Annotated in this window: 18 protein-coding genes and 1 tRNA gene; 12 read left to right on the forward strand and 7 right to left on the reverse strand. The window is 54.4% G+C overall.

The features are described 5' to 3' along the window. Window positions 1-4: 4 nt before the first annotated feature. The gene (locus tag DPRO_RS03685) at window positions 5-778 is read right to left on the reverse strand and encodes a flagellar hook-basal body protein (protein WP_097010843.1); all 774 of its coding nucleotides are present in this window, start codon (window positions 776-778) and stop codon (window positions 5-7) included. Between the two features lie 215 nt (window positions 779-993). Between DPRO_RS03685 and DPRO_RS03690 the strand changes: the two genes are divergently transcribed. The 12 genes from DPRO_RS03690 to uxx1 all read left to right on the forward strand — a co-directional run bounded on the left by DPRO_RS03690 (window position 994) and on the right by uxx1 (window position 12,131). Continuing rightward, a tRNA-Gly gene (locus DPRO_RS03690) sits at window positions 994-1,069 on the forward strand. An 89-nt stretch (window positions 1,070-1,158) separates the two neighbouring features. After that, complete coding sequence (locus DPRO_RS03695; protein WP_097010844.1) at window positions 1,159-1,617, forward strand: ribosome maturation factor RimP; 459 nt, start codon at window positions 1,159-1,161, stop codon at window positions 1,615-1,617. Between the two features lie 87 nt (window positions 1,618-1,704). Next, window positions 1,705-3,072, forward strand: coding sequence for a transcription termination factor NusA (gene nusA / locus DPRO_RS03700; RefSeq protein ID WP_173806734.1), 1,368 nt, complete (start codon window positions 1,705-1,707; stop codon window positions 3,070-3,072). Window positions 3,073-3,107: 35 nt separating this feature from the next. Further along, window positions 3,108-3,347 carry a YlxR family protein gene (locus DPRO_RS03705; protein ID WP_097010845.1) on the forward strand — a complete coding sequence of 80 codons (240 nt, stop codon included), beginning with the start codon at window positions 3,108-3,110 and terminating at the stop codon, window positions 3,345-3,347. Then, entirely contained in the window at window positions 3,344-6,277 is a 2,934-nt protein-coding gene (gene infB / locus DPRO_RS03710) for a translation initiation factor IF-2 (RefSeq protein ID WP_097010846.1), read from the forward strand. The genes DPRO_RS03705 and infB overlap by 4 nt, the downstream gene beginning before the upstream one ends. Window positions 6,278-6,349: 72 nt before the next feature. Next, complete coding sequence (locus tag DPRO_RS03715) at window positions 6,350-6,643, forward strand: DUF503 domain-containing protein (RefSeq protein ID WP_097010847.1); 294 nt, start codon at window positions 6,350-6,352, stop codon at window positions 6,641-6,643. 11 nt (window positions 6,644-6,654) lie between these two features. Continuing rightward, a complete protein-coding gene (rbfA, locus tag DPRO_RS03720) occupies window positions 6,655-6,996 on the forward strand; it encodes a 30S ribosome-binding factor RbfA (protein WP_097010848.1) in 342 nt (113 codons plus the stop codon). After that, the gene (locus DPRO_RS03725; RefSeq protein WP_097010849.1) at window positions 6,971-7,939 is read left to right on the forward strand and encodes a DHH family phosphoesterase; all 969 of its coding nucleotides are present in this window, start codon (window positions 6,971-6,973) and stop codon (window positions 7,937-7,939) included. The genes rbfA and DPRO_RS03725 overlap by 26 nt, the downstream gene beginning before the upstream one ends. Next, complete coding sequence (gene truB / locus DPRO_RS03730; protein WP_097010850.1) at window positions 7,940-8,878, forward strand: tRNA pseudouridine(55) synthase TruB; 939 nt, start codon at window positions 7,940-7,942, stop codon at window positions 8,876-8,878. 63 nt (window positions 8,879-8,941) lie between these two features. Next, window positions 8,942-9,211 (forward strand): 30S ribosomal protein S15, encoded by a 270-nt coding sequence (rpsO, locus tag DPRO_RS03735; RefSeq protein WP_097010851.1) that lies wholly within the window; start codon window positions 8,942-8,944, stop codon window positions 9,209-9,211. A 258-nt stretch (window positions 9,212-9,469) separates the two neighbouring features. Further along, window positions 9,470-11,722 (forward strand): polyribonucleotide nucleotidyltransferase, encoded by a 2,253-nt coding sequence (gene pnp, locus DPRO_RS03740; protein WP_097010852.1) that lies wholly within the window; start codon window positions 9,470-9,472, stop codon window positions 11,720-11,722. Window positions 11,723-11,927: 205 nt separating this feature from the next. Continuing rightward, the gene (uxx1, locus tag DPRO_RS03745) at window positions 11,928-12,131 is read left to right on the forward strand and encodes a UXX-star selenoprotein family 1 (RefSeq protein WP_097010853.1); all 204 of its coding nucleotides are present in this window, start codon (window positions 11,928-11,930) and stop codon (window positions 12,129-12,131) included. A 79-nt stretch (window positions 12,132-12,210) separates the two neighbouring features. Here uxx1 and amrB read toward each other — a convergent pair whose 3' ends face one another. From amrB to folE2, 6 genes are all read right to left on the reverse strand, one after another. Then, window positions 12,211-13,017 (reverse strand): AmmeMemoRadiSam system protein B, encoded by an 807-nt coding sequence (amrB, locus tag DPRO_RS03750; protein ID WP_097010854.1) that lies wholly within the window; start codon window positions 13,015-13,017, stop codon window positions 12,211-12,213. Between the two features lie 110 nt (window positions 13,018-13,127). Further along, window positions 13,128-16,370: a tetratricopeptide repeat protein gene (locus DPRO_RS03755; protein WP_232005696.1), complete on the reverse strand. Its 3,243-nt coding sequence runs from the start codon at window positions 16,368-16,370 to the stop codon at window positions 13,128-13,130. Between the two features lie 65 nt (window positions 16,371-16,435). Further along, on the reverse strand, window positions 16,436-17,452 hold the full coding sequence (locus DPRO_RS03760; RefSeq protein WP_097010855.1) for a sigma-54 interaction domain-containing protein: 1,017 nt from the start codon (window positions 17,450-17,452) through the stop codon (window positions 16,436-16,438). Window positions 17,453-17,825: 373 nt separating this feature from the next. Beyond that, complete coding sequence (locus DPRO_RS03765) at window positions 17,826-19,223, reverse strand: NAD(P)/FAD-dependent oxidoreductase (RefSeq protein ID WP_097010856.1); 1,398 nt, start codon at window positions 19,221-19,223, stop codon at window positions 17,826-17,828. A gap of 249 nt (window positions 19,224-19,472) precedes the next feature. After that, window positions 19,473-19,799 carry a flagellar basal body rod protein FlgC gene (locus DPRO_RS03770; protein ID WP_097010857.1) on the reverse strand — a complete coding sequence of 109 codons (327 nt, stop codon included), beginning with the start codon at window positions 19,797-19,799 and terminating at the stop codon, window positions 19,473-19,475. Between the two features lie 80 nt (window positions 19,800-19,879). After that, window positions 19,880-20,650 carry a GTP cyclohydrolase FolE2 gene (folE2, locus tag DPRO_RS03775; protein WP_097010858.1) on the reverse strand — a complete coding sequence of 257 codons (771 nt, stop codon included), beginning with the start codon at window positions 20,648-20,650 and terminating at the stop codon, window positions 19,880-19,882. Window positions 20,651-20,710 lie beyond the last annotated feature (60 nt).

The raw sequence follows: 20,710 nt of genomic DNA on the forward strand, positions 1-20,710 counted from the left end.
TTACTTATCTAAGTCTGGAAAGTTGTGTGATCATCTTTCTGTCCATCTGATCCGAGTTCTGCATCACCTTGGCGTACATGGCGAAGGATCGCTGGCTCTCAATCATGGAGACCATTTCCGTCACTACTTCGACATTGCCCTTCTCCAAGAAGCCCTGCTGTACGGTCAGGTCTTCCGGTGGCTGCTCGGCAGCGCCTTCGGGTGCACGGAACATGTTCGATCCGACACGCTCCAGCTTGCCGATGGTGTCAAACGTCACCAGATCAAGATTGCCCGCAGGTTGACCGTCAAGATAGATACCGCCACCGCCGTCGACAGTGACTTCGGCCCCTGCCGGAATATTGAGCTGACCGCCATCAACCATTATGGGATGGCCGTCCTTGTTGACGAGCGTACCGTTGACATCAACGGCAAAGTTGCCGGCCCGCTGGTACAATATGCCTTCCGGCGCCTGCACGCGGAAAACGCCTTCTCCACTGAGGGCGAAATCGAGTGGATTGCCGGTCTTTTGCATGCCGCCCTGGGTGAAATCCACAGCCTGTTCCGAAAGCCTCGGCTTGGCCATGATGTTCGGGTCCGGGAACATATCCTTGTCGCGCAGAAAGGATTTGGTGGTGACTACGTTGTCATGCGCAAAACGCGTGAACACGTCGTGAAACGCCATCGTATCCTTTTTATACGCCGTCGTATTAACATTCGCCAAATTATTGGCGATGGTTGACATCCTCATTTCATTGGACAAAGCCCCGAATAATGCGCTTAAACTACTATCTCGCATAGTGCTGTCCTCCTGTTGGCAGGAACAATTGCACTAAGCATGCCAACCCCATTTGGAGGATATGGAGGACACGGAAGAGGTCACTCTCCTTCAACCCTGTGTGCATTTTTCGATTGACTGAAAACCATAGTCGGTATAGTAGATTCGGCTGCCTTCCTCACACCCCCGCACTGTTGACATTCATTTTATATGTGTATAAATAACCTCGTTTCCAAGCGGGTGTAACTCAATTGGTAGAGTGTCAGCTTCCCAAGCTGAGAGTAGCGGGTTCGACCCCCGTCACCCGCTCCAATGCCTTTCGCATGACTGGTCTGTACGGTCTTGCGGGGTTCGCGTAGGTGAGCTCGGGCTCGCCTTTTTTATTTGTATCGGAGAAAACTATGCGCAGAAATTTTGAAGAAACGCTGACCGAACTCATCCGGCCTGAAGTAGAGGCTCTCGGTTGCAATCTGTGGGGACTTACAGCTCCCAACAAGGGCAAGAAGCGTATAGTAAGGATATATATTGAAGATGAGGGAGGCGCTACCATTGACAAATGCGCCAAAGTCAGCCGCCAGGTTGGATTGATGCTCGAAGTCGAAGATATCATTCCCGGCGCTTTCACTCTCGAGGTATCATCGCCTGGGCTGGATCGTCGCTTCTTCTCGACCGAGCAGATGCACGATTACATGGGCAAGAAAATGACCGCCCAGACCTACGATGTATTTGATGGTCGCCGCAAATTCACCGGCGAACTCAAAAGCGTAGAAGATGATGCCTTCACCTTGGAAATTGACGGCGAAGACGTTACCCTTCACTGGACAGACATCAAAGATGTTCGTCTTGTGTATGAATTTTAAGTTGTACCACAGGTAACACACCAGAGATATTAAGCTCTCTTCAGCGAATCGGTTTGGGCCGAGGGAGTGAAGAGCGGAGGTTTGATCATGTCGGAGCTGAAAAAAGCCATCGACCAGATTAGCAAAGACAGGGGCATTGACCGCGATCTTCTCGTCGACACTCTCGAAGAAGCCGTGCGTTCTGCCGTGGCTCGCAAATATGGCGAGACCATGGATATCGAGGTCTCCTTCAACGAAGATAACGGAGAGATCGAAGTCTTTGAATTCAAGGTCGTTGTTGAAGAAGTTCACGATCCCATCAGTGAAATTTCCCTGGAAGACGCACGGGAACATGATCCCAATGCCCGCGTGGACGACGAAATGGGCTTCCCGGTCAAAATCGAAGATCTTGGCCGTATCGCTGCTCAGTCCGCCAAGCAGGTCATCATTCAGCGCATGCGTGATGCCGAACAGGAAATTATTTACGAAGAATATAAGGACCGCGTGGGCGAAATCTCCAGCGGTATCATCCAGCGCCGTGATCGTACCGGCTGGATCATCAACCTCGGACGCACCGAAGCGCTGCTGCCCAAGGATGAACAGATCCCCAGGGAACGTTACAAGCGTGGTGACCGCGTCCAGGCTTATATCATCGATGTGCTCAAGGAATCCCGTGGCCCACAGGTCGTGGTATCCCGCTCGCACCCGGACTACATGATCGAGCTGTTCAAGCGCGAAGTACCCGAAGTTGCCGACTCCACCGTCAAGATCATGGGTGTTGCCCGCGACGCTGGCCTGCGTGCCAAAGTTGCTGTCATGTCCCGCGAACGCGACGTCGATCCTGTCGGCGCCTGTGTCGGTATCCGCGGTTCCCGTATCCAGAACGTGGTTCAGGAACTCAAAGGCGAACGCATTGATATCGTTGTCTGGTCTCCGGACATCGCCATGTACGCCCAGCATGCCCTCTCCCCTGCCGTTATCACCCGCATCACCGTTGATGAGGAAGAAGAAACGCTGGAAGTAGTATGCCCCGACGATCAGCTCACTCTGGCCATTGGCCGGAAAGGGCAGAACGTCAAGCTTGCTGCCAAGCTCCTTGGCTGGAAGATCGACATTTTTACCGAGTCCCGTTATGGCGAACTCAACGCAGCCCGCAAGGGTATGGATCAGATCGCAAGCGTTGCCGAAGTGTCCATGGACAACTTCTTCAACGCCGGTTTCGAATCCATCGAATCCATCGTCAATGCCACGGATGAAGAGTTGCTCTCCGTCAAGGGATTGACCGATACCAAAATCGCGGACATCCGCGTAGCCATCAACATGCTGGCTCCCGGTGACTTCGGCAGCAATGAAACGGAAGAAGTTCCGACAGAACTGCCCGAGGCAACTGAGGAAAATGATGTAGTCGAGACTGAATCGACTGAGACAACTGAAGAGGAATCCGAGACTCCCGCCGAGGGCGAGGAGACAAAATAGACACCGTGCCGGTACGGTACGCAGAGAAGACAGGAATGACTCACGAACCTGTTCGTATGTGTATTGTATGTCGTCAACGCTACCCCAAGGGGGAGCTTGACAGGTATGTGTGTCCGGATACTGCGAAGGAACTGGAAACGGACGGTCCGGTTCCGGACCCGGGTAAAAACAGACCGGGACGTGGTTTTTACGTATGCGTCCAGGCCCGTTGCCGGGAACACTTCCCGAAAATGATCAAGGGCCTGATGAAGAAACGCAAGGGGGTTTTTAAATGACCGCAAAGGTTCGGGTAGAAGACTTGGCTACTGAGCTAGGACTCAGTAACAAGGAAATAATCAAACAACTTCGAGAATTGGGAATTCAGGCGAAAAGCCAGAAAGCCGTTCTCGATGATGAAGATGTTGACCGTCTTAAGGCGGAACTGAAGAGCACCGGTAGCAAGAAGAACGAAGTTCGTCGTGTGACCGGGTCTGGCGTCATTGTTCGACGCCGACGCAAAAAATCCAAGGAAGCCGAGGCGGAAGCCCCGGAGGAAACACCTGTGGAAACGGCAGACGCGCCGTCCGAAGCCGAAGCCGAGCCTCCGCAGGAAACCGCTCCGCAAGCCGAAGTCGAACCGCCCGCCAAGGAAGAGACCCCCAAAGAGCCAGTGGCGGAAGAGGCCGAAGCAAAACCTGCCAAGAAGCAAAAGGCCAAGAAGGAAGCCCCCAAGGTACGGGTGATCAAGCCCGCAGTCGAAGAGGCTCCCGAAGAAACTCCCGTGGCAGAAGAGGCAGCGCCCGAACCCGCGCCTGAAGAAGCCGAAGCTCCTGCAAAAGAGGTCACTCCCGAACCGGAAGCAGTGACGGAAAAGCAGGCCGAGCCTGAAGCTGTTGCCAAGGAAGAAGCCAAATCCGAGGAAGCCAAAGCCGAGAAAGAAGTCGAAGCGCCGGCTCCCAAGGAAGAAAAGAAGGCCCAGCCTGCGGCAAAAGGCGATAAGCCTGAAAAGAAGAAAAAGAAGAAGAAAAAGGAGCCTGAAGCTCCCAAAGTTAAAATTATTTCCATGCCCGACCCCAATGAGGTCAAGGCTCGCGAAGAAGCCAAGGCCATGTCTCAGCCTGCGCGCCGCCCCGGTGGCGGACGTCCAGGTGGAGGTCGCCCCGGTGGTCCCGGAGGCCCTGGTCGCCCTGGTGGAGGTCGTCCGGGTGGTCCCGGCCGTCCTGCTGGAGGTCGCCCCGGTGCTCCCGGAATGCCTGCTGCCCAACCGCCCATGCCGGACGGTCGCAGCAAAAAGAAGAAAGGCAAAAAGGATCGCCGCGTAGTCGAATTCGGCAACAAGGGTCGCGAAGGCGCTCGTTTCGATGACAGCGCATTCCCTCAGGGACGCAAAGGCCGCAAGAAAAAAGGCGGTCGCAGGCAGAATATTCAACAGAAACTCGAGCAGCATAAGACAGCTCCCATGAAGGCCGCAAAGCGTAAGATCAGATTTGATGAAGCCATCCGTCTTTCCGACATGGCTCACCAGATGGGTGTCAAAGCTCAGGATCTGATCAAGGCTCTGTTCGGCATGGGTGTCATGGCGACTATCAACCAGTCTCTGGACCTTGATACCACCACCCTGCTGGCTGGCGAGTTCGGCTACGAAGTGGAGAACGTTTCTTTTGATGAGCAGGAATTCCTGACTCCCACGGAGGCGGACAAGGATGAAGATCTGCTGCCTCGTCCTCCTGTGGTTACCATCATGGGTCACGTTGACCATGGTAAGACCTCACTGCTGGATGCCATTCGCCTCTCGAACGTCACAGACGGCGAAGCAGGCGGCATCACACAGCATATCGGTGCGTACCATGTCCAAACGGATCGCGGTGAAGTCGTATTCCTCGATACTCCCGGTCACGAAGCGTTTACCACCATGCGTATGCGTGGCGCCCAGGTTACGGATATCGTCATCCTGGTCGTAGCAGCGGACGATGGCGTCATGGATCAGACCCGTGAAGCTGTCAGCCACGCCAAGGCTGCCGGAGTTCCCATCGTTGTTGCCGTGAACAAAATCGATAAGGAAGGCGCGAACCCGGATAACGTCAAGCGTGAGCTTGCCGAACTGGAACTCGTACCTGAAGACTGGGGCGGAGACACCATCTTTGCCCATGTATCCGCCAAACAGCGTACAGGTCTTGATGAACTGCTCGAAATGGTCCTCCTCCAGGCAGAAGTTCTGGAACTGAAGGCCAACCCGAACAAACACGCTCGCGGTCATATAGTTGAAGCGCGTCTTGACAAGGGTCGCGGCCCTGTTGGCACCATGCTGATCACCGAAGGTACGATCAACCAGGGCGACTCGTTCGTTTCCGGTGTCCACTTCGGTAAGGTCAGAGCGATGTTTGATGATCAGGGTAAGAAGCTGAAAAAGGCCGGACCGGCTATGCCTGTAGAAATTCAGGGTTTTGACGGTCTGCCGGAAGCTGGTGACGAACTCTTCGTTGTTGATGAGGAAAAGATGGCACGCCGCATTGCTCAGTCCCGAGCAATGAAGCAGCGTGAGAAGATTCTGTCGGCCAAAACCAAGGTCACACTGGAATCCTTCCTCGCCTCCAAGCCCAACGATGAAGCCCAGTCCCTTAACCTGGTGCTCAAGGCTGACGTGCAGGGTTCTCTCGAAGCCGTCACCGAAGCGCTCAACAAGCTCTCCACGGACGAAGTCAAAATCAACGTTGTCCATGGTGGAGCCGGTGCCATCACCGAATCCGACATCCTGCTGGCCGGCGCGTCCGAAGCTGTTATCATCGGCTTCAACGTACGCCCCAACCTCAAGGTAAAGGAAGTTGCCGAGCAGGAAGGCGTCGAAGTCCGCTTCTACGACATCATCTACAAGCTGGTGCAGGAAGTGAAGGACGCCATGTCCGGCATGCTCGCCCCGGATATCGAAGAGGTCTACCTCGGCCAGGCCGAAGTACGTCAGACCTTCTCCGTACCCAAGGCCGGCACCATTGCAGGTTGTTACGTACCCGATGGAAAGATCACCCGCGGAGCCATGGTTCGCCTGCTTCGTAACGGCGTGGTTATCTACACCGGTACAGTATCCTCCCTGCGCCGCGAAAAGGACGATGTCCGCGAAGTCGCAAAGGGCTACGAGTGCGGTATCGGACTCGAGAAGTTCAACGACATCAAGGTCGGCGATTCCATCGAAGCATTCGAAAACAAGGAAATCGCCCGTACGATCGACTAGTAATATGCACTATCTGACGGGCGGCTTGTTGCAAAATGAGCCGCCCGTTTTATTTTATCAGCTGAATCAGTTATGATCATAGGCGTCCTCACACTCCAGTTTCATCTCCATGGCAATCGCTCCCTCAAGGGAAAACGCAAGATTGCCCAAAGTCTGAAACAGAAGCTCCGCAACAAGTTCAATGTGGCTGTAGCGGAAGTCGAGGCCATGGATGTACACGAAAAGTTGGTACTGGGCGTGGTTACCACCGCAAATGAAACCGCCCGGGTTGAAAGCCGGTTGGCAAAGGCTCTCGCAATGGTCGAAGCCATCTCGCCGGCAGAACTGACGAACTGTAATACCGAGATATTCAGCGACTCGGACTAAGGATTGATATTATGAAAGCTTCAACATCCCGCCGTGCCGTAAGCATGGGAAATCAGGTCATGCGCGAAGTGGCGACCTTGCTTGTGGAAGAGGCACACGACCCTCGCCTGCAACTGGTTACGCTGTCCGGTGTTCGGATGAATGCCAACCTGCGCATAGCCGAAATATTTTACACGGTCTCCGGCGACGAAGCACATCGCAAGGAAGTACAGGCAGGTCTGGAAAAAGCCAGCGGATTCCTGCGGTCCCAGATCGGACGCCGCCTGAAATTGCAGTATACTCCGGAACTGCGTTTCATCTTTGACGATTTTCTTGAGGATGTAGTGTATGGAAAGCCCAATCAAGCAGATTAGCCGAGTACTGCGCTCAGAAGACGACTTTCTGGTTGTCTCGCACTACAACCCGGACGGCGACGCCCTCGGGTCGACATGTGCCATGGGCCACATTCTCAAAGCTTTGGGTAAGCAGTTCACGCTGTACAACACGTCCGGCGTTCCTCAGCGATACGACTTTGTGAACAAGCCTGCCGAGATTCTTACGGAACTGCCCGAGCGCCTTCCCAAATGGACCATTGTTCTCGATTGCGGAGCAAAGGACCGTATGGGTGACGAGCTGATGAAACGGGTGGACCAAACCCGCATCATCGATATTGATCACCATCTGGGTAACGGCGACTATGGCGAAATAAACTGGGTCGATGTCAGGCAACCGGCAGTAGGTTCCATGATCGCGGAACTGGCCACTGAGCTGGAAGTCCCGCTGATCGGCGGACTGGCCGAGTGCATTTACCTGGCTGTCGCAACTGATACAGGCTTCTTCTCCTATGGTTCCACCACACCGGAATCTCTGGAGCTTGCTGCAACCATGCTCCGCCACGGACTTGACCTTGCCCGTATGAATGAGCGCATCACAAAACAGTGGAGCGAAGAGCGCATGCGCCTGTGGTCCGAGGTCATGAGCGACGTCCAACTGTTTGCAGACAAACGCGTTGCCGTCGGCACGATCACACAGGAAATTTTCGAGCGCACCGGCACGACTTCGGGCGATACCGAAAACATCATCAATTTCATCCGCCGCCTGAAATCCGTTCGTGTGGCAGCCATCCTTCGCGAAGAAGGAGAGAACTGCTACAAGTTCAGCCTGCGCTCCTACGGCAACGACAATGTCCAGGAAATAGCCTCCCAATTCGGTGGCGGCGGACATAAAAACGCTTCCGGCGGGACCATCGAGGCACCGCTGGATGAAGCCCGCGAACTCCTGGTTTCCGCCATAACTGCGGCGTTGGAGTTGGACTAGATGGGACGTAAAAGAAAGCGCAGCAAAGAGCAGTGCGATGGAGTCCTGGTTCTGAACAAACCGTCAGGACCGACTTCTGCTGATTGTCTCAACGACATCAAGCACCAGCTCAAGCAATACAAGATCGGTCATGCCGGAACGCTCGACCCCTTGGCTTCAGGTGTTTTGTTGGTCATGCTCGGGCACGGTACAAAGCTTGGTCCGTATCTCACTGGCGCAACAAAAACCTATACCGGAACATTTCGCCTTGGAATGACGACGGATACCCTCGATATTCAAGGGGAAACCGTTTCAGAAAGCGAAGTAAACGTTACTGCCGAAGATGTCGAACGTGAAATTTTATATTGGAAAGAGTTGACAGAGCAGGAAGTTCCGGCCTATTCCGCAGCCAAACACAAGGGCAAGCCTTTGTATGCCTTAGCCCGTGCGGGCGAAGACGTACCGGTAAAAATCAAGCCCATAGTTATTTCTCATGTGGAAATGCTGGACGTACGATTGCCAGAGGCATCGTTCAGGGTCAGTTGCTCCGCCGGCACTTACATACGCTCCCTGGTCCACAGCTTGGGGAAGCGAATGGGGTGCGGCGCTGTGCTGACCAGCCTGAACCGCGAAGAGAGTGAACCTTTCGGACTCGACAAGGCTTACGAACTCGCGGACGTTCTGGAGCATCCGGAATCCTTTCCGGACAAGGTGATTCCCTTACGGGATACCCTTCCTCACTGGCCCCGGTTTCAATTGACTGAACCACTGTCAGGACTCGTCATGAACGGGACCTGGCTGCCGGTCAACGATGAACCGGGAGAAATGCTGGCAGGAGAACTCGGCGATCAGGCCATGCTGCTTGATCACGAAGGAAAACCGCTGGCGCTGGTAGAGGCGAAGCTTCAGGACAACAAACCCAAATGGTCCATTTTACGTGGCCTGTGGGGACAGGACTGAGCCGCCAAGGAATCGTATGAAAAGCAAACAATACAATAACACTCTAGCTAGGAGGATATCGCTGTGGTGATGACTGCTGAAGACAAGCAAAAGATCATTGATGAGTACAAGACCTGTGAAGGCGACACCGGTTCCCCGGAAGTGCAGATCGCACTCGTAACCGCCCGCATCCAGTACCTTGCCGAACACTTCAAGACCCACAAGAAGGACCACCACTCCCGCACCGGTCTTCTGAAATTGGTCGGCCAGCGCAGGAAAATGCTCAAGTACCTTGCTAACAAGGACATCCAGCGCTACCGTGACCTCATTGGTCGCCTCGGCCTGCGCAAGTAGTTCTTTTACAATCGAGTACAAGGGGGAGGCTTCGGTCTCCCCCACCCTTTTCTGTCACTTTCTGCGACGGAGCCGTCTGTAACGTAACAGGCTGATCCGTTTCCCCCCTCAAGCGACGTTTAGTTGGCTGCGGAAGGCGTTTTTGGGCGACACACTGTCTCCCAATTACATCCCAAAAGCTCCTCCCCAAGCCGGCTAACCCACACCGAGGGCCTTACGCAGAGAGTGATCCACCTATTACATTGGAGGATTCACTATATGTTGACCCCCTTTGATTCGACCAGTGTCACCGCAAATGTCGGCGACATCGACATCACTATTGAAACCGGTAAATACGCCCGACAGGCAAGCGGCGCAGTTACCATTTCTTCCGGCAATACGACCGTACTGGTCACTGCCGTTACCCAGCCCCTTGCCGTTGATCGCGGCTTCTTCCCGCTGACCTGTAACTATCAGGAAATGGCATACGCCGCCGGTCGCGTTCCGGGTAACTACTTCCGTCGTGAAGGACGTCCTTCCGAGCACGAAACCCTGGTTTCCCGCCTCATCGACCGTCCTATTCGTCCGCTCTTCGCAGAAGGTTTTGCCGACGAAGTACAGATCATTGCAACCGTTCTGTCCGCTGACAAACACGTCAATCCGGACGTTCTGGCGCTGACTGGTGCTTCCGCAGCCTGCCACATCTCCAAGATGCCCTTCCTCGGCCCCATCGTTGGTGCCCGTGTCGGATACGTGAACAACGAGTTTGTTCTGTATCCTTCTTATAAAGGTATTGAAGAGCAGTCTTCCCTGAACCTCGTCTTCGCGGCAACCCGCGACGCCATGGTCATGGTAGAAGGTGGCGCTCAGTTCATCTCCGAAGACATCATTGCCGATGCTCTGGCCTGGGGCCATGAGCAGGTCATGCCGCTCTTCGACATTCAGGACCAGCTTCGCGAGAAAGTCGGTGTACCCAAGCTCGAAGTCGCTGCCCCCGAGCAGGATCAGGAAATCGTTGAATTTCTGGGCGACTTCATCACCGAAGACCTTGAGAAAGCACTGACCACCCCTGAGAAGATGGTTCGTTATGCTGCCAAGGACGCTGCAAAGAAAAAGGCACAGGAAGCTGTTGCCGAAAAATTCCCCGAAGACGAAGCCAAGCTCAAAGCTGTTGGCGATGTCATCGGCGATATGACCAAGAAAATCGTTCGCGAGCGCATCGTGAAAGAAGGCAAGCGTATCGATGGCCGCGACACCACCACGGTTCGCCCGCTGTCCATCGAAACCGGCCTGCTGCAGCAGACCCACGGTTCCGTGCTCTTCCGCCGCGGTGAGACCTCTGCTCTGGCAGTCGCCACCCTCGGCTCCACTCGCGATGAGCAACGCTACGACTCCCTGCTGGGCGATGCTACCAAGCGCTTCATGCTCCATTACAACTTCCCCCCATACTGCGTGGGTGAAGCTCGTATGCTGCGCGGCACCTCCCGTCGTGAAGTCGGCCACGGTGCCCTGGCTGAACGCGCTCTGTCCCCGGTACTCCCGAGCCCCGAGGAATTCCCGTTCACCATCCGTGTTGTCTCCGAGATCATGGAGTCCAACGGTTCCTCTTCCATGGCTTCCGTATGCGGCGCCACCCTGTCCCTGATGGACGCTGGTGTCCCCATCACCGAGCCGGTTGCCGGTATCGCCATGGGCCTGTGCAAGGAGAACGACGAGTACTTCATCCTCACCGACATCCTCGGTGATGAAGACGCACTGGGCGACATGGACTTCAAGGTCGCCGGTACTCGCGATGGCATCACCGCCATTCAGATGGACATCAAGATCGCCGGTATCCCACAGGACGTTCTGAAGAAGGCCCTGCACCAGGCAAAAGACGCACGTATCCACATCCTCGACCACATGGCCGAAGAACTGGAAACCCCGCGTGAGTCCCTGTCCGAGCTGGCTCCGCAGATGGCTGTTGTTCACATTGATCCCGAAAAGATCCGTTCTGTCATCGGACCCGGTGGCAAGAACATCAAGGCGATCACTGCTGAGACCGAAGCCGACATCGATATCGAAGATTCCGGTAAAATCTCCATCTTCGCCCCGACCATGGCATCCATGGAAAAGGCCAAGGAAATGGTCCTCTACTACGACCAGAAGCCCGAACCGGGCAAGAACTACCTCGGCACCGTCCGTAAAGTTCTCGAAGTGGGCGCCCTTGTCGAGATTCTCCCCGGCCAGGAAGGCATGCTCCACATTTCCCAGCTCGACTTCGAGCGCGTGGAACGTGTGGAAGACGTGGTCCAGCTCGGCCAGGAAGTATGGGTCAAGTGCATCGCACTGGAACCCGGCGGACGCATCCGTCTCTCCCGCAAGGCATGGCTCATGGAAGAAGCCGGTCAGGAAGTCAACCTGGACGACTTCAAGCGCCCTGCACCTCGCGGTGGTGACCGTGGTGACCGCGGTGGTCGCCGTGACAATCGCGGTGGACGCGACAATCGTGGCGGTGGTCGCCGCGACAACCGTGGCGGCGGACGTCGCTAGTCACTCCCGACTATAAACAATCAAGCCGTGACTGCTTTTGCAGTCACGGCTTTTTTTCGTTTAAAGCTCCGCGCAACCAAAGTCATGGTCTGTATAGAAATTTTCTGGGGAATCCATTGAAGCAGGCAATAGAAGCAATAAAGACTTCCTTGCGATGGACACAAAAAACGAAATAATGATACCGTTAATTACGAAGGAGTATCCTATGACGCAAATCGTGATTTACGGAAAACCGACCTGTCCGCACACAAAGCGCGCTTTGGAAGCTTACCCTCAGGCCGAATTTGTTGATGTACTGGTTTCTGATGACAACATGAATAAGATGCTGGCTCTCTCGGATGGGAGACGACGAATTCCTGTCATCGTCGATGGGGATGCTATTTCCCTGGGATTCAATGGTGGTTCATGAAATGTCTGATGCTCGGCAGGTTGTCGAGATGCATATTTGAAAAAAGCCTCTCTTTTCAGGGAGGCTTTGTTAGTTGCAATCAACTGACAAGAACACCGGCGTAACCGACAACCTGATCAAAATCGCCTGAGACTTCACCGGACGTGGCATATGTCACTAAATCCCCCTTGGTCGCTCCCATTGCGAGAGCAGCAAAAAGCCCGGTTGTCATCGGGAGAACGCCGCACATGGATATTTCATGCTCACGAACTGTTGAGAACAAGCCCCGCGGGTCCAGGCTCACGGCTGCATCCAGTGCCAGCGTATCCTTTTCCTTGGCCTGATCATGACTGATGTAATGGCTCATGTCCGAGCTGACAACAATGGACACGGGGCGGCCCAACGATTTAAGTACAGCTCCGATACTCTCCCCGACCTGTTGCAGCGCATCGAACTCGAATGCCGAAATGGCTATGGGAACAATCGTGGTCTTGGGATTCAAGCGATGCAGGAAAGGCAGTATGACTTCAAGTGAATGCTCACCCGTATGTGCGGCCGTATCCGCGCTCAACAACGGAGTGGCTTCCAGAAGTTTGGCTGCCAGTTCCTCATCCACAGAGACGGAACCACCCGGGATATTCCAACTCCCTTCATTCCACACGGAAAAGCGTTCACCGCGCCCGGTATGATTCGGGCCGAGCAGGACGATGGTGTCGGCCAGATTCGCCTTGGCAAGAGTCTGTCCGCACACCGCGCCAGAAAAGATATATCCCGCATGGGGAACCATGGCCAACAACGTTGAAGCAGCGTCCTGTTGGGATTCGCCCATAAATCTGTCCACCATTTCGTTCAAGCGGGTCGGATTATCATCGTAAAACCGACCGGCGACCACAGGTTGCCTTAGCATAGTATACCTCCATTATTGAGCAGGATGGCGTTCAAAGGAATCTATGAGGGTAAACCACCAGTTGCGCGCTGACAACCAATCAGACGCGCTCAATGGCTAAATAACGCTTTCTATCGGGGGCCAGGCTGATACTGCTGTACCTGCTGCTCCAGATCATAGGTGTCCAGAGCGGATTTTGCCAATTGAGCCTGCAGGCTGTCCGGCTTCTTCTCAATGATATCGGTGAGCAGTTGCTTCCATTCTTCCATGGCACCCGCCTTGCGGTAGATGCGAGCGAGCTTGAAGCGTGTGGAAGCCCATTCAGGATTATCGACACTGATGTACTCGTCATACTGCTTGGCCCACTTCAACGCCTCTTCATAGCGCCCGGAGCGCTCGGTGGCATAGATGGACATCAGCACGGCGTCCTTGATCTTTTCGGGATCACCATCATTTTGCAGCAGCAGAGTCAGCGCTTCCTGTGCGTACACAAATACTCTGCGCAGGTCCTGCCGCTCCATGGCCGCCTTGGCCATGTAGTACATTGCGTAGGCGCGGAATGCGGGTTCAACATCCATATCCTTGGCGAGTTCGGCCCACATGGCCTGCGCCTGATTGTCCTGCCCGAGATTCTGCAGGGACATGGCGCGAGCATAATCGAGTTGGCGCAACTGCGCAGGCTTGAGATCCCAGTTCTTCTTGGCCATTGCCACCAGATCGGCAATCTCCTGCCACGCGAGATCATCTAGATAAATATTAACAGCCAGTCCCAGTGCCTCGTCGGAAATACCGGGAATCTGCTTGTCCTGCAAAAACGGCTTGATGATTTCCAGCGCCTTTTCCGGCTGACCTACTTTCCAATAGCTTGTGGCGACATTGAGTCGAGTCTGATCATCGACCTTGGTATCTTCCTGACCGATGAAGTCATATGTTTCCCAGTAGCGAACAATACGCCCATACCGCTCTTCTTCGATCATGCCGGGAACAGCCAATGCAAACACGGAATCACCCAGCGTACGTGCCCTATCCACCAGTTGGTGCTCGGGATACAGGTCGACAAAGTCCTGTGCAGCGGTCAGCGCTTCCGGGTACTGCTCGTTAAAAGCGTACCACATGGCGAGCTTGAGCTGGGCTATGGGTGCCAAGGGACTGTCCGGGTGGTTCTCAACAATCTCTTTGTAAATATTTTCCGGGCGCTTGTTGTACGGACGATCAAAAACAGAGGCCATCTCAGCCATGGCCGGCTCGTCGTAGATACCTTCCTCTGCCAGACGCATCTTGGAAATCAGCCCGCCGTCCTTGTCAGGGAAGTCCTTGATCGCTTTCTGATAGACCTGTCGAGCGGCATCATTCTCGCCCTGCCGGACATAAATATCACCGATTCGAGCCAGTACAAGATCAGCCCCATCAGCCTCGGGATTGATATTGTAATACGTGAAGAAGTGATTCTTGGCTTGAGGCCATTTTTCCAGCTTCATTTCCACGCCACCGGCAAGCCGGAGGAACTGCGGATTTTCCATGTAGTAGTCAGGCCAACGCTTGTCTATGTAGTCGACAATCTGGAACGCCTGCTCGACAAAGCCGGTCTTGTTCAGGGAGTCCGCCAGATAATAGGCAGCCTGTTTGACCAGCTCGTGCTCGGGATGCGTCTGGATCAGGTATTGGAACTGATCCGCCGCTTTTTTGTAGTCGCCCTTGTTGTAGTAATATTCACCCCAGTAATAACTGATGGAGGGAATATTCTCATCATCAGGATACTTGTCCTGTAAAATTTTGAAGTAGGCCTTGGCTTCCGGGAAGTTGCCCATCCGAAGGTTCAGGAGCCCGAGATTAAGCAGCGAACGCGGTACACGATTGGATCGAGGGTTCGCATTCATCGCTTCAATATAAGCCTGAGTTATCTCACTGAATTTTTCGTCCAGCTGATCCTTGAACATCTCCTTCTTGATGTCCGCCACGGCAAACAGGGTTTCCTCACGGACATCATCAGGGATATTGGGCTGCTTGAGGATATCCTCAAACATGGGCAGGGCATTGTCGAGGGCGCCGCTGAACATCATGGACTGCGCCTCGTACAACTTGTCACGTATCGCTTGATCAAGCTGTTCCTGCGTCTGCGGCTCACCTTCCTGAGCAGTATCGGCTTCCGCCTGCAACTCTTCTTCGGCAGCCGCAACCGGCTCTTCAGGAACAGGGGTACCTTCGCCCCCCTCCTGCAATGCTATCTGCTCCTGAACAGAGAGCTGCTCTGTCGGATTCTCCATGGTCTGCTGAACGAGAGCTTCCTCTTCAGCGGTCGGTTCCGGTGGCGGTGCTCCCTCCACAACACTCGGAGGCGGTGACACGGTCCCACCAGCCTGTCCCTGGCCCGAGACCGTAGGAGCGGAGGCTGCCGTACTTCCGGGTGGTGGAGCAACGCTGCCTCCTGCCGCCCCCGAACCGGATGCAGGCTCTTGAACTTCGGCTATATCACCATTGTCCACAGGCGGCGTCACAGCCCCAACTGTTCCACGCTGCTCAGAGGGAGCCGGAGTCGAATCAAGAATAGATTCTTCAGCAAGTTCGGCAAAACCAGCCTCTTCCGGCGTACTATCCGAGACTTTGAAACGGAGTTCACTGGAAGGCGGATACGTAACCTCGGGCTCCTGCGGCGCAACCGGTTCAACAGGCTCCTCCTGAACGGGAGCCGGATCAGCAGTGGCACCGGATACCGGTTCACTTGCCTGCCCCGGGGCCTGCACTTCATTGCGAACGGAATATGGAACGGCAAAAAACGGCTGCCGCTGGCCTTCCCCATTTCCCTGAGCTTGAGGCTGGGCTGGCTGGGGAGCGGGTTGCACCTGTGGTGCAGTATTCTGCGGAGCAGCAGGCTGCGGCTCAGGAGCGGTAACCGGTTCAGTCTCAGTAACATTTTCAGCCGGAGTATCGGCTTCTGGCGCGACTGTCTCCTGCCGCTCTACCGGGGCCTTCCAGCGGGCGCCAATGGGATCACGAAAAATCTGTAATAAAAATTCGGGTTTTCCCGGAGTCGCGACATTGATGTACCCAAACGCATTGGTTCGTGTGACCAATTCGACCCCATTTTCCGTTGTTCGGAGTGATTCCACGAGCTTGCCCGGGAAATCTTTGCTGGTAGGTTTGGTTTCAGAGTCCCAGATGCCGTTGGGTAAAGAGATGTTCAGTTCACGCTCGCCGACGCGACTGACCTCAAATTCTGGCAATTGTTTGGAATCAAAAGCGAAAATCAAACGATCCGAATCTCCCTGCGAACTGAAATTCACACGAAGAGCCAGAGCCGGGGACGCTGCAAGCATACCCATGATAAGGGCCAACACCCATGGCTGGATCATTTTTATGGCGTTTTTCACTGTCACGTCGAATGGTTATGCAAATGCCGTGCAAGAATCCCCTTTTCACTCACTCAAATAAACCCAAGCAATTACAACAAGCCCCGTTTTTTCAACTTCTCAATGAGGGTCGTTCGCTTGATGCCCACCAACTCGGCAGCCTTGTTTTTCACCCCATCGGCCTTTTCGAGGGCCTCCGAAAGAAGCCGCCCCTCGATCGCCTCCAGAAACTCTTTGAGCTTGAGATCTTTATCGCCCATATCACCAAGAGTCGGCCATACAAAACCGACAGGGCGCAGGGGGATTGTCTCCTCAACCTTTTTGAGTGGTTGCTCACCGATATCATGGAAAATTTTATCCGGAAGGTCTTCGGGAGTCACTTCATCACCTTCGCACAGAATGGAAAGACGCTCCATGAAGTTCTCAAGCTCACGGACGTTGCCGGGCCATGAATAGGTCAGCAGCATCTGTTTGGCTTTCTCGTCGATAGTCAAGCGTTTCCGGCACTTGGACTTGCAATGATCATTGAGAAAATGGTCGGCGAGGAGCAGGATGTCATTTCCCCGCTCGCGCAAAGGCGGCAAGTGAAGCGGAATGACATTCAGGCGATAAAAGAGATCCTCACGGAACCGGCCGGTCCGAACTTCGTCCTCCAGGTCCCGGTTGGTCGCGGCGACAACACGCACATCAACTTTTTTGATGGTGGTTCCACCGACACGCTCTATCTCCTTTTCCTGCAAGGCGCGAAGAATCTTGACCTGCAGTGACAGGTCCATCTCGCCGATTTCATCGAGGAAAATGGTACCACCATCTGCAAGCTCAAACCGCCCTGGCCGCGAACGGACAGCGTGGGTGAAGGCGCCCTTTTCATGGCCGAACAGTTCGGATTCCAGCAATTCCTTGGGGATAGCACCACAGTTGATGGGAACAAAAGCACCTGAATGCCGATCACTGTTGCCGTGGAGAGCTCGCACCAACAGTTCCTTACCTGTACCGGATTCTCCGGTCACAAGCACGGTGCTGTCCGTGGGTGCAACTTTTTCCAGTACCTTGAAAACGCCGGTCAACGCCGGACTATCGCCAATGATACCTTTCAAATCGAGAGCCATTTTTCCTCCAGCGTCAATTCAATGAAACGGCAGGCGTCTGGGTTCCTGTCCGCAACTATTTCTTTAATATACATTTCCTCTGTCAAGAAAATGACGGCATGTCAACGGTTGGCCGACAAATTTTACGAAAAATAACACGGGAAACAGAGAGGTTAGAACGATTACTATCACGATCGACGCAAGACCAGTAATCATTGCTTGCGTAGCTCACCCCTTCCCGCTCTATCTGAACTGCGATTTTACCTAATTACAACAAGTAGATATACATCTCGATCCATATGTTCCTACATTCACGAACATGGGACAGCGCATTATGGCAAAAGAAAAAGCCCGGACTCGAAAGCCCGGGCCTTATTTTACTCTTTAAACCGGATTAGCTTCTACGGATGATTTCCTTGGCTGGTATCAATGCCGTAGCTGCCGCGCCTACGATGTTTCCGGCAACACCGGGGCCATCGCCAGCCACGAACAAGCCGTCGACCGAAGTCTCCAGGTGCTCCCTGGTCTCCACCTGCGTGGCAAAGAACTTGATTTCGGGAGCATAGAGCAGTGTCTCGTCATTGGAGACACCGGGAACAATGTTGTTCAACTGCTCAAGTCCATCCACCAGGTTGGTGACGATGCGCTCGGGCAATGCCATGGCGATATCGCCGGGAACAACATTTTTCATGGTCGGCTCGATGTAGCCATTGCCGATGCGATCCCATGTGGAACGACGACCACGACGCAAGTCACCGAAGCGTTGAAGGATCGGCTTGCCCCCGCCGATGAGGGTGGCGAGGCGGCCGATGGATTCACCATAAGCCTGGTTATCCTCAACTGGATCATTGAGCACAACCTTGGACAGGAACGCGAAGTTGGTGTTCTCGGACTTGGTATTCATCAGCGCGTGTCCGTTGACGCACACGAAATCCTGATAGTTTTCCAGCGCCACGAAACCACCGTAGTTGGTGCAGAAGGTACGGGTCTGGTCGTCGTACTTGTTGGTGCGCACGAAGAAGGTCGGGTCGTAAATGACAGAACACAGGTCCTGCATGATCTCGTTATGCACTTCCACGCGAACACCGACTTCGATGCCGCGCTGGGATACTTCGATGCCGTGCTGCTGCACAGCCTGACCAACCCACTCTGCCCCGACACGACCGGGAGCCAGAATGACGTTCTTGGCAGAATATTCATTGCGGCTGGTAACGACGCCGGTCACCTTGCCGTTTTCAACCTTCAGGTCCTTCACGCTCTCGGAAGTGTGGAAGGCAACGCCTTTATCCATGATGTAGTCGGCCATACCGGCGATATGCCCCGGGAGATTATCACTTCCAAGGTGCTTCTGCTTGATCACCAGCAGATCGATACCGTGCTTGCGGGCATCCTTGCGAATGTCCTTGGCCATATCCATATCCGTGGGAAATACCTGACCGTCCATTCCGAAACGGTTGAAGATTTCCTCGGTTTCATTGATGAGGGCGCGCGCTTCATTGATGCCGACAAATTGTGTCAGGTCGGTCTTGCCCAACTTGTGAATGAAGTTCAGTTTGCCATCAGAGAAAAGGCCGGCACCGCCGACACCGCACAAGATATTGCAGGGACGGCATTTGATACATTCCTGGTCGCCGGAAAGCGGACAGTCCCGTTTGAGGGGACGCTTGCCCTTGTCGATAAGCAGTACATCCAGGTCGGAATGCTCGCCAAGATAATATGCGGCAAACAATCCGGCAGGGCCACCGCCCACGATAATGACATCGTAATCGGTTTTCACGGTCTTCTGAGTCATGATTTCCTCTTTTGGGAGACAGTCGCACTGTCGGATTCCCTCCCGACAAGAACCGCTTCGAGGCGGAACTGAAACGTCTCCAACGATTTTATGTAGCGCATTCGCATGATGTACACGGCACAGGCCGACACTGCATGCAGAACGCAAGTATGGCCCGTGCTGGGCGTACTCTGCTCCAAATCAGGAGCGCGCGCAGACGGGCCATGATAGACCGTAAGACATAAAATCTGAAGTTGTCAACCGATGAAATCAGGCAACCATATTGAGGAGATGGCCCGTCATCTGTTCGGAGACGCGAATGGCGGCGGTGTTGGCGGAAAACGCTCTACTTGTGGTCATCATATCAACCATTTCCGTCCCGAGGTCGGTATTGGACAGTTCCACACCATCAATGACCGGTCCCTGTTCCGAAGACTGGTTGATGGACCCGACACGGACCCCCTGCCCCTCCGGGCCAGTCTCGAGACCGACGGAACTGGGCTGGAAACCATCCGTGTTGACGTTGGCGATATTATTGGCGGATACCTGCTGAACTGTACTCAGCGCAGATAACGCGGATGCATTGACTTCGGACATTTTCTAACTCCCTCCCGAGCATTTGGAGGAAACAGCCAGACTCAAGTATACCCGTGTCGTCGCCGCCATGCAAGGGAGGGCTACTCGCCCCCCTCGATGATGGCAAAGGCCGAGTGGTTGTGGATCGACTCGAAGCTTTCGACTTCGACCTTGTACCAGTTGATCTGTTCGTGTTCATCAAGCCCCTTGGCCGCTTCGCGCACGACATCCTCGACAAAAGTAGGATTGGCGAATGCCGCCTCGGTCACAAACTTTTCGTCTTCACGCTTGAGCAGAGAGTAGACCTGACACGACCCGGACTTTTCAGCGATTTCGATGAGATCCTCAAGCCAGACAAATCCGTCAAAGCGGGTGCGGATGCGCACTTCGGCGCGCTGGGAGTGTGCTCCTTCCTCGGAAATGGCCTTGGAGCAAGGACAGACAGTCATCACCGGCACGTCCGCGCCCAAAGTGAACCGCAGTTTGCCTTCCTTGAGGTACCCGTCGACTCGACAGGTATAATCCATAAGGCCGTTGGCACCGCTTTTCGGGGAGGGACGGCGCAGGAAAAACGGAAACACGAAACGCACATGGGCGCTGCGTGCCTGCAGTCGAACAACGACATCATCGAGCAGGGTGCGGAACGAATGATAATCCAGCTCGCCGGACCAATGTTCGAGCGCCTCAATGAAGCGACTCATATGCGTCCCTTTGAACTCAGCAGGGAGATCAACGGAAAGGGACACCTGAGCCACGGTATGCTGAATGCCGGACTCTCGGTCACGGACAATGATGGGCAAACGCAGCCCTTTTACGCCAACCCGATCAATAGGCATGGCGATGGCCGCCTGATGCTTCTGAACATCTTCCATCTTGGCTTCCTCTTATGAATGTCGTCGTTCAAGCCACGGACGACTGCAGTGATGTTGCAG

Origin of the sequence: Pseudodesulfovibrio profundus, assembly GCF_900217235.1 — a bacterium.
Lineage (GTDB): Bacteria > Desulfobacterota > Desulfovibrionia > Desulfovibrionales > Desulfovibrionaceae > Pseudodesulfovibrio > Pseudodesulfovibrio profundus.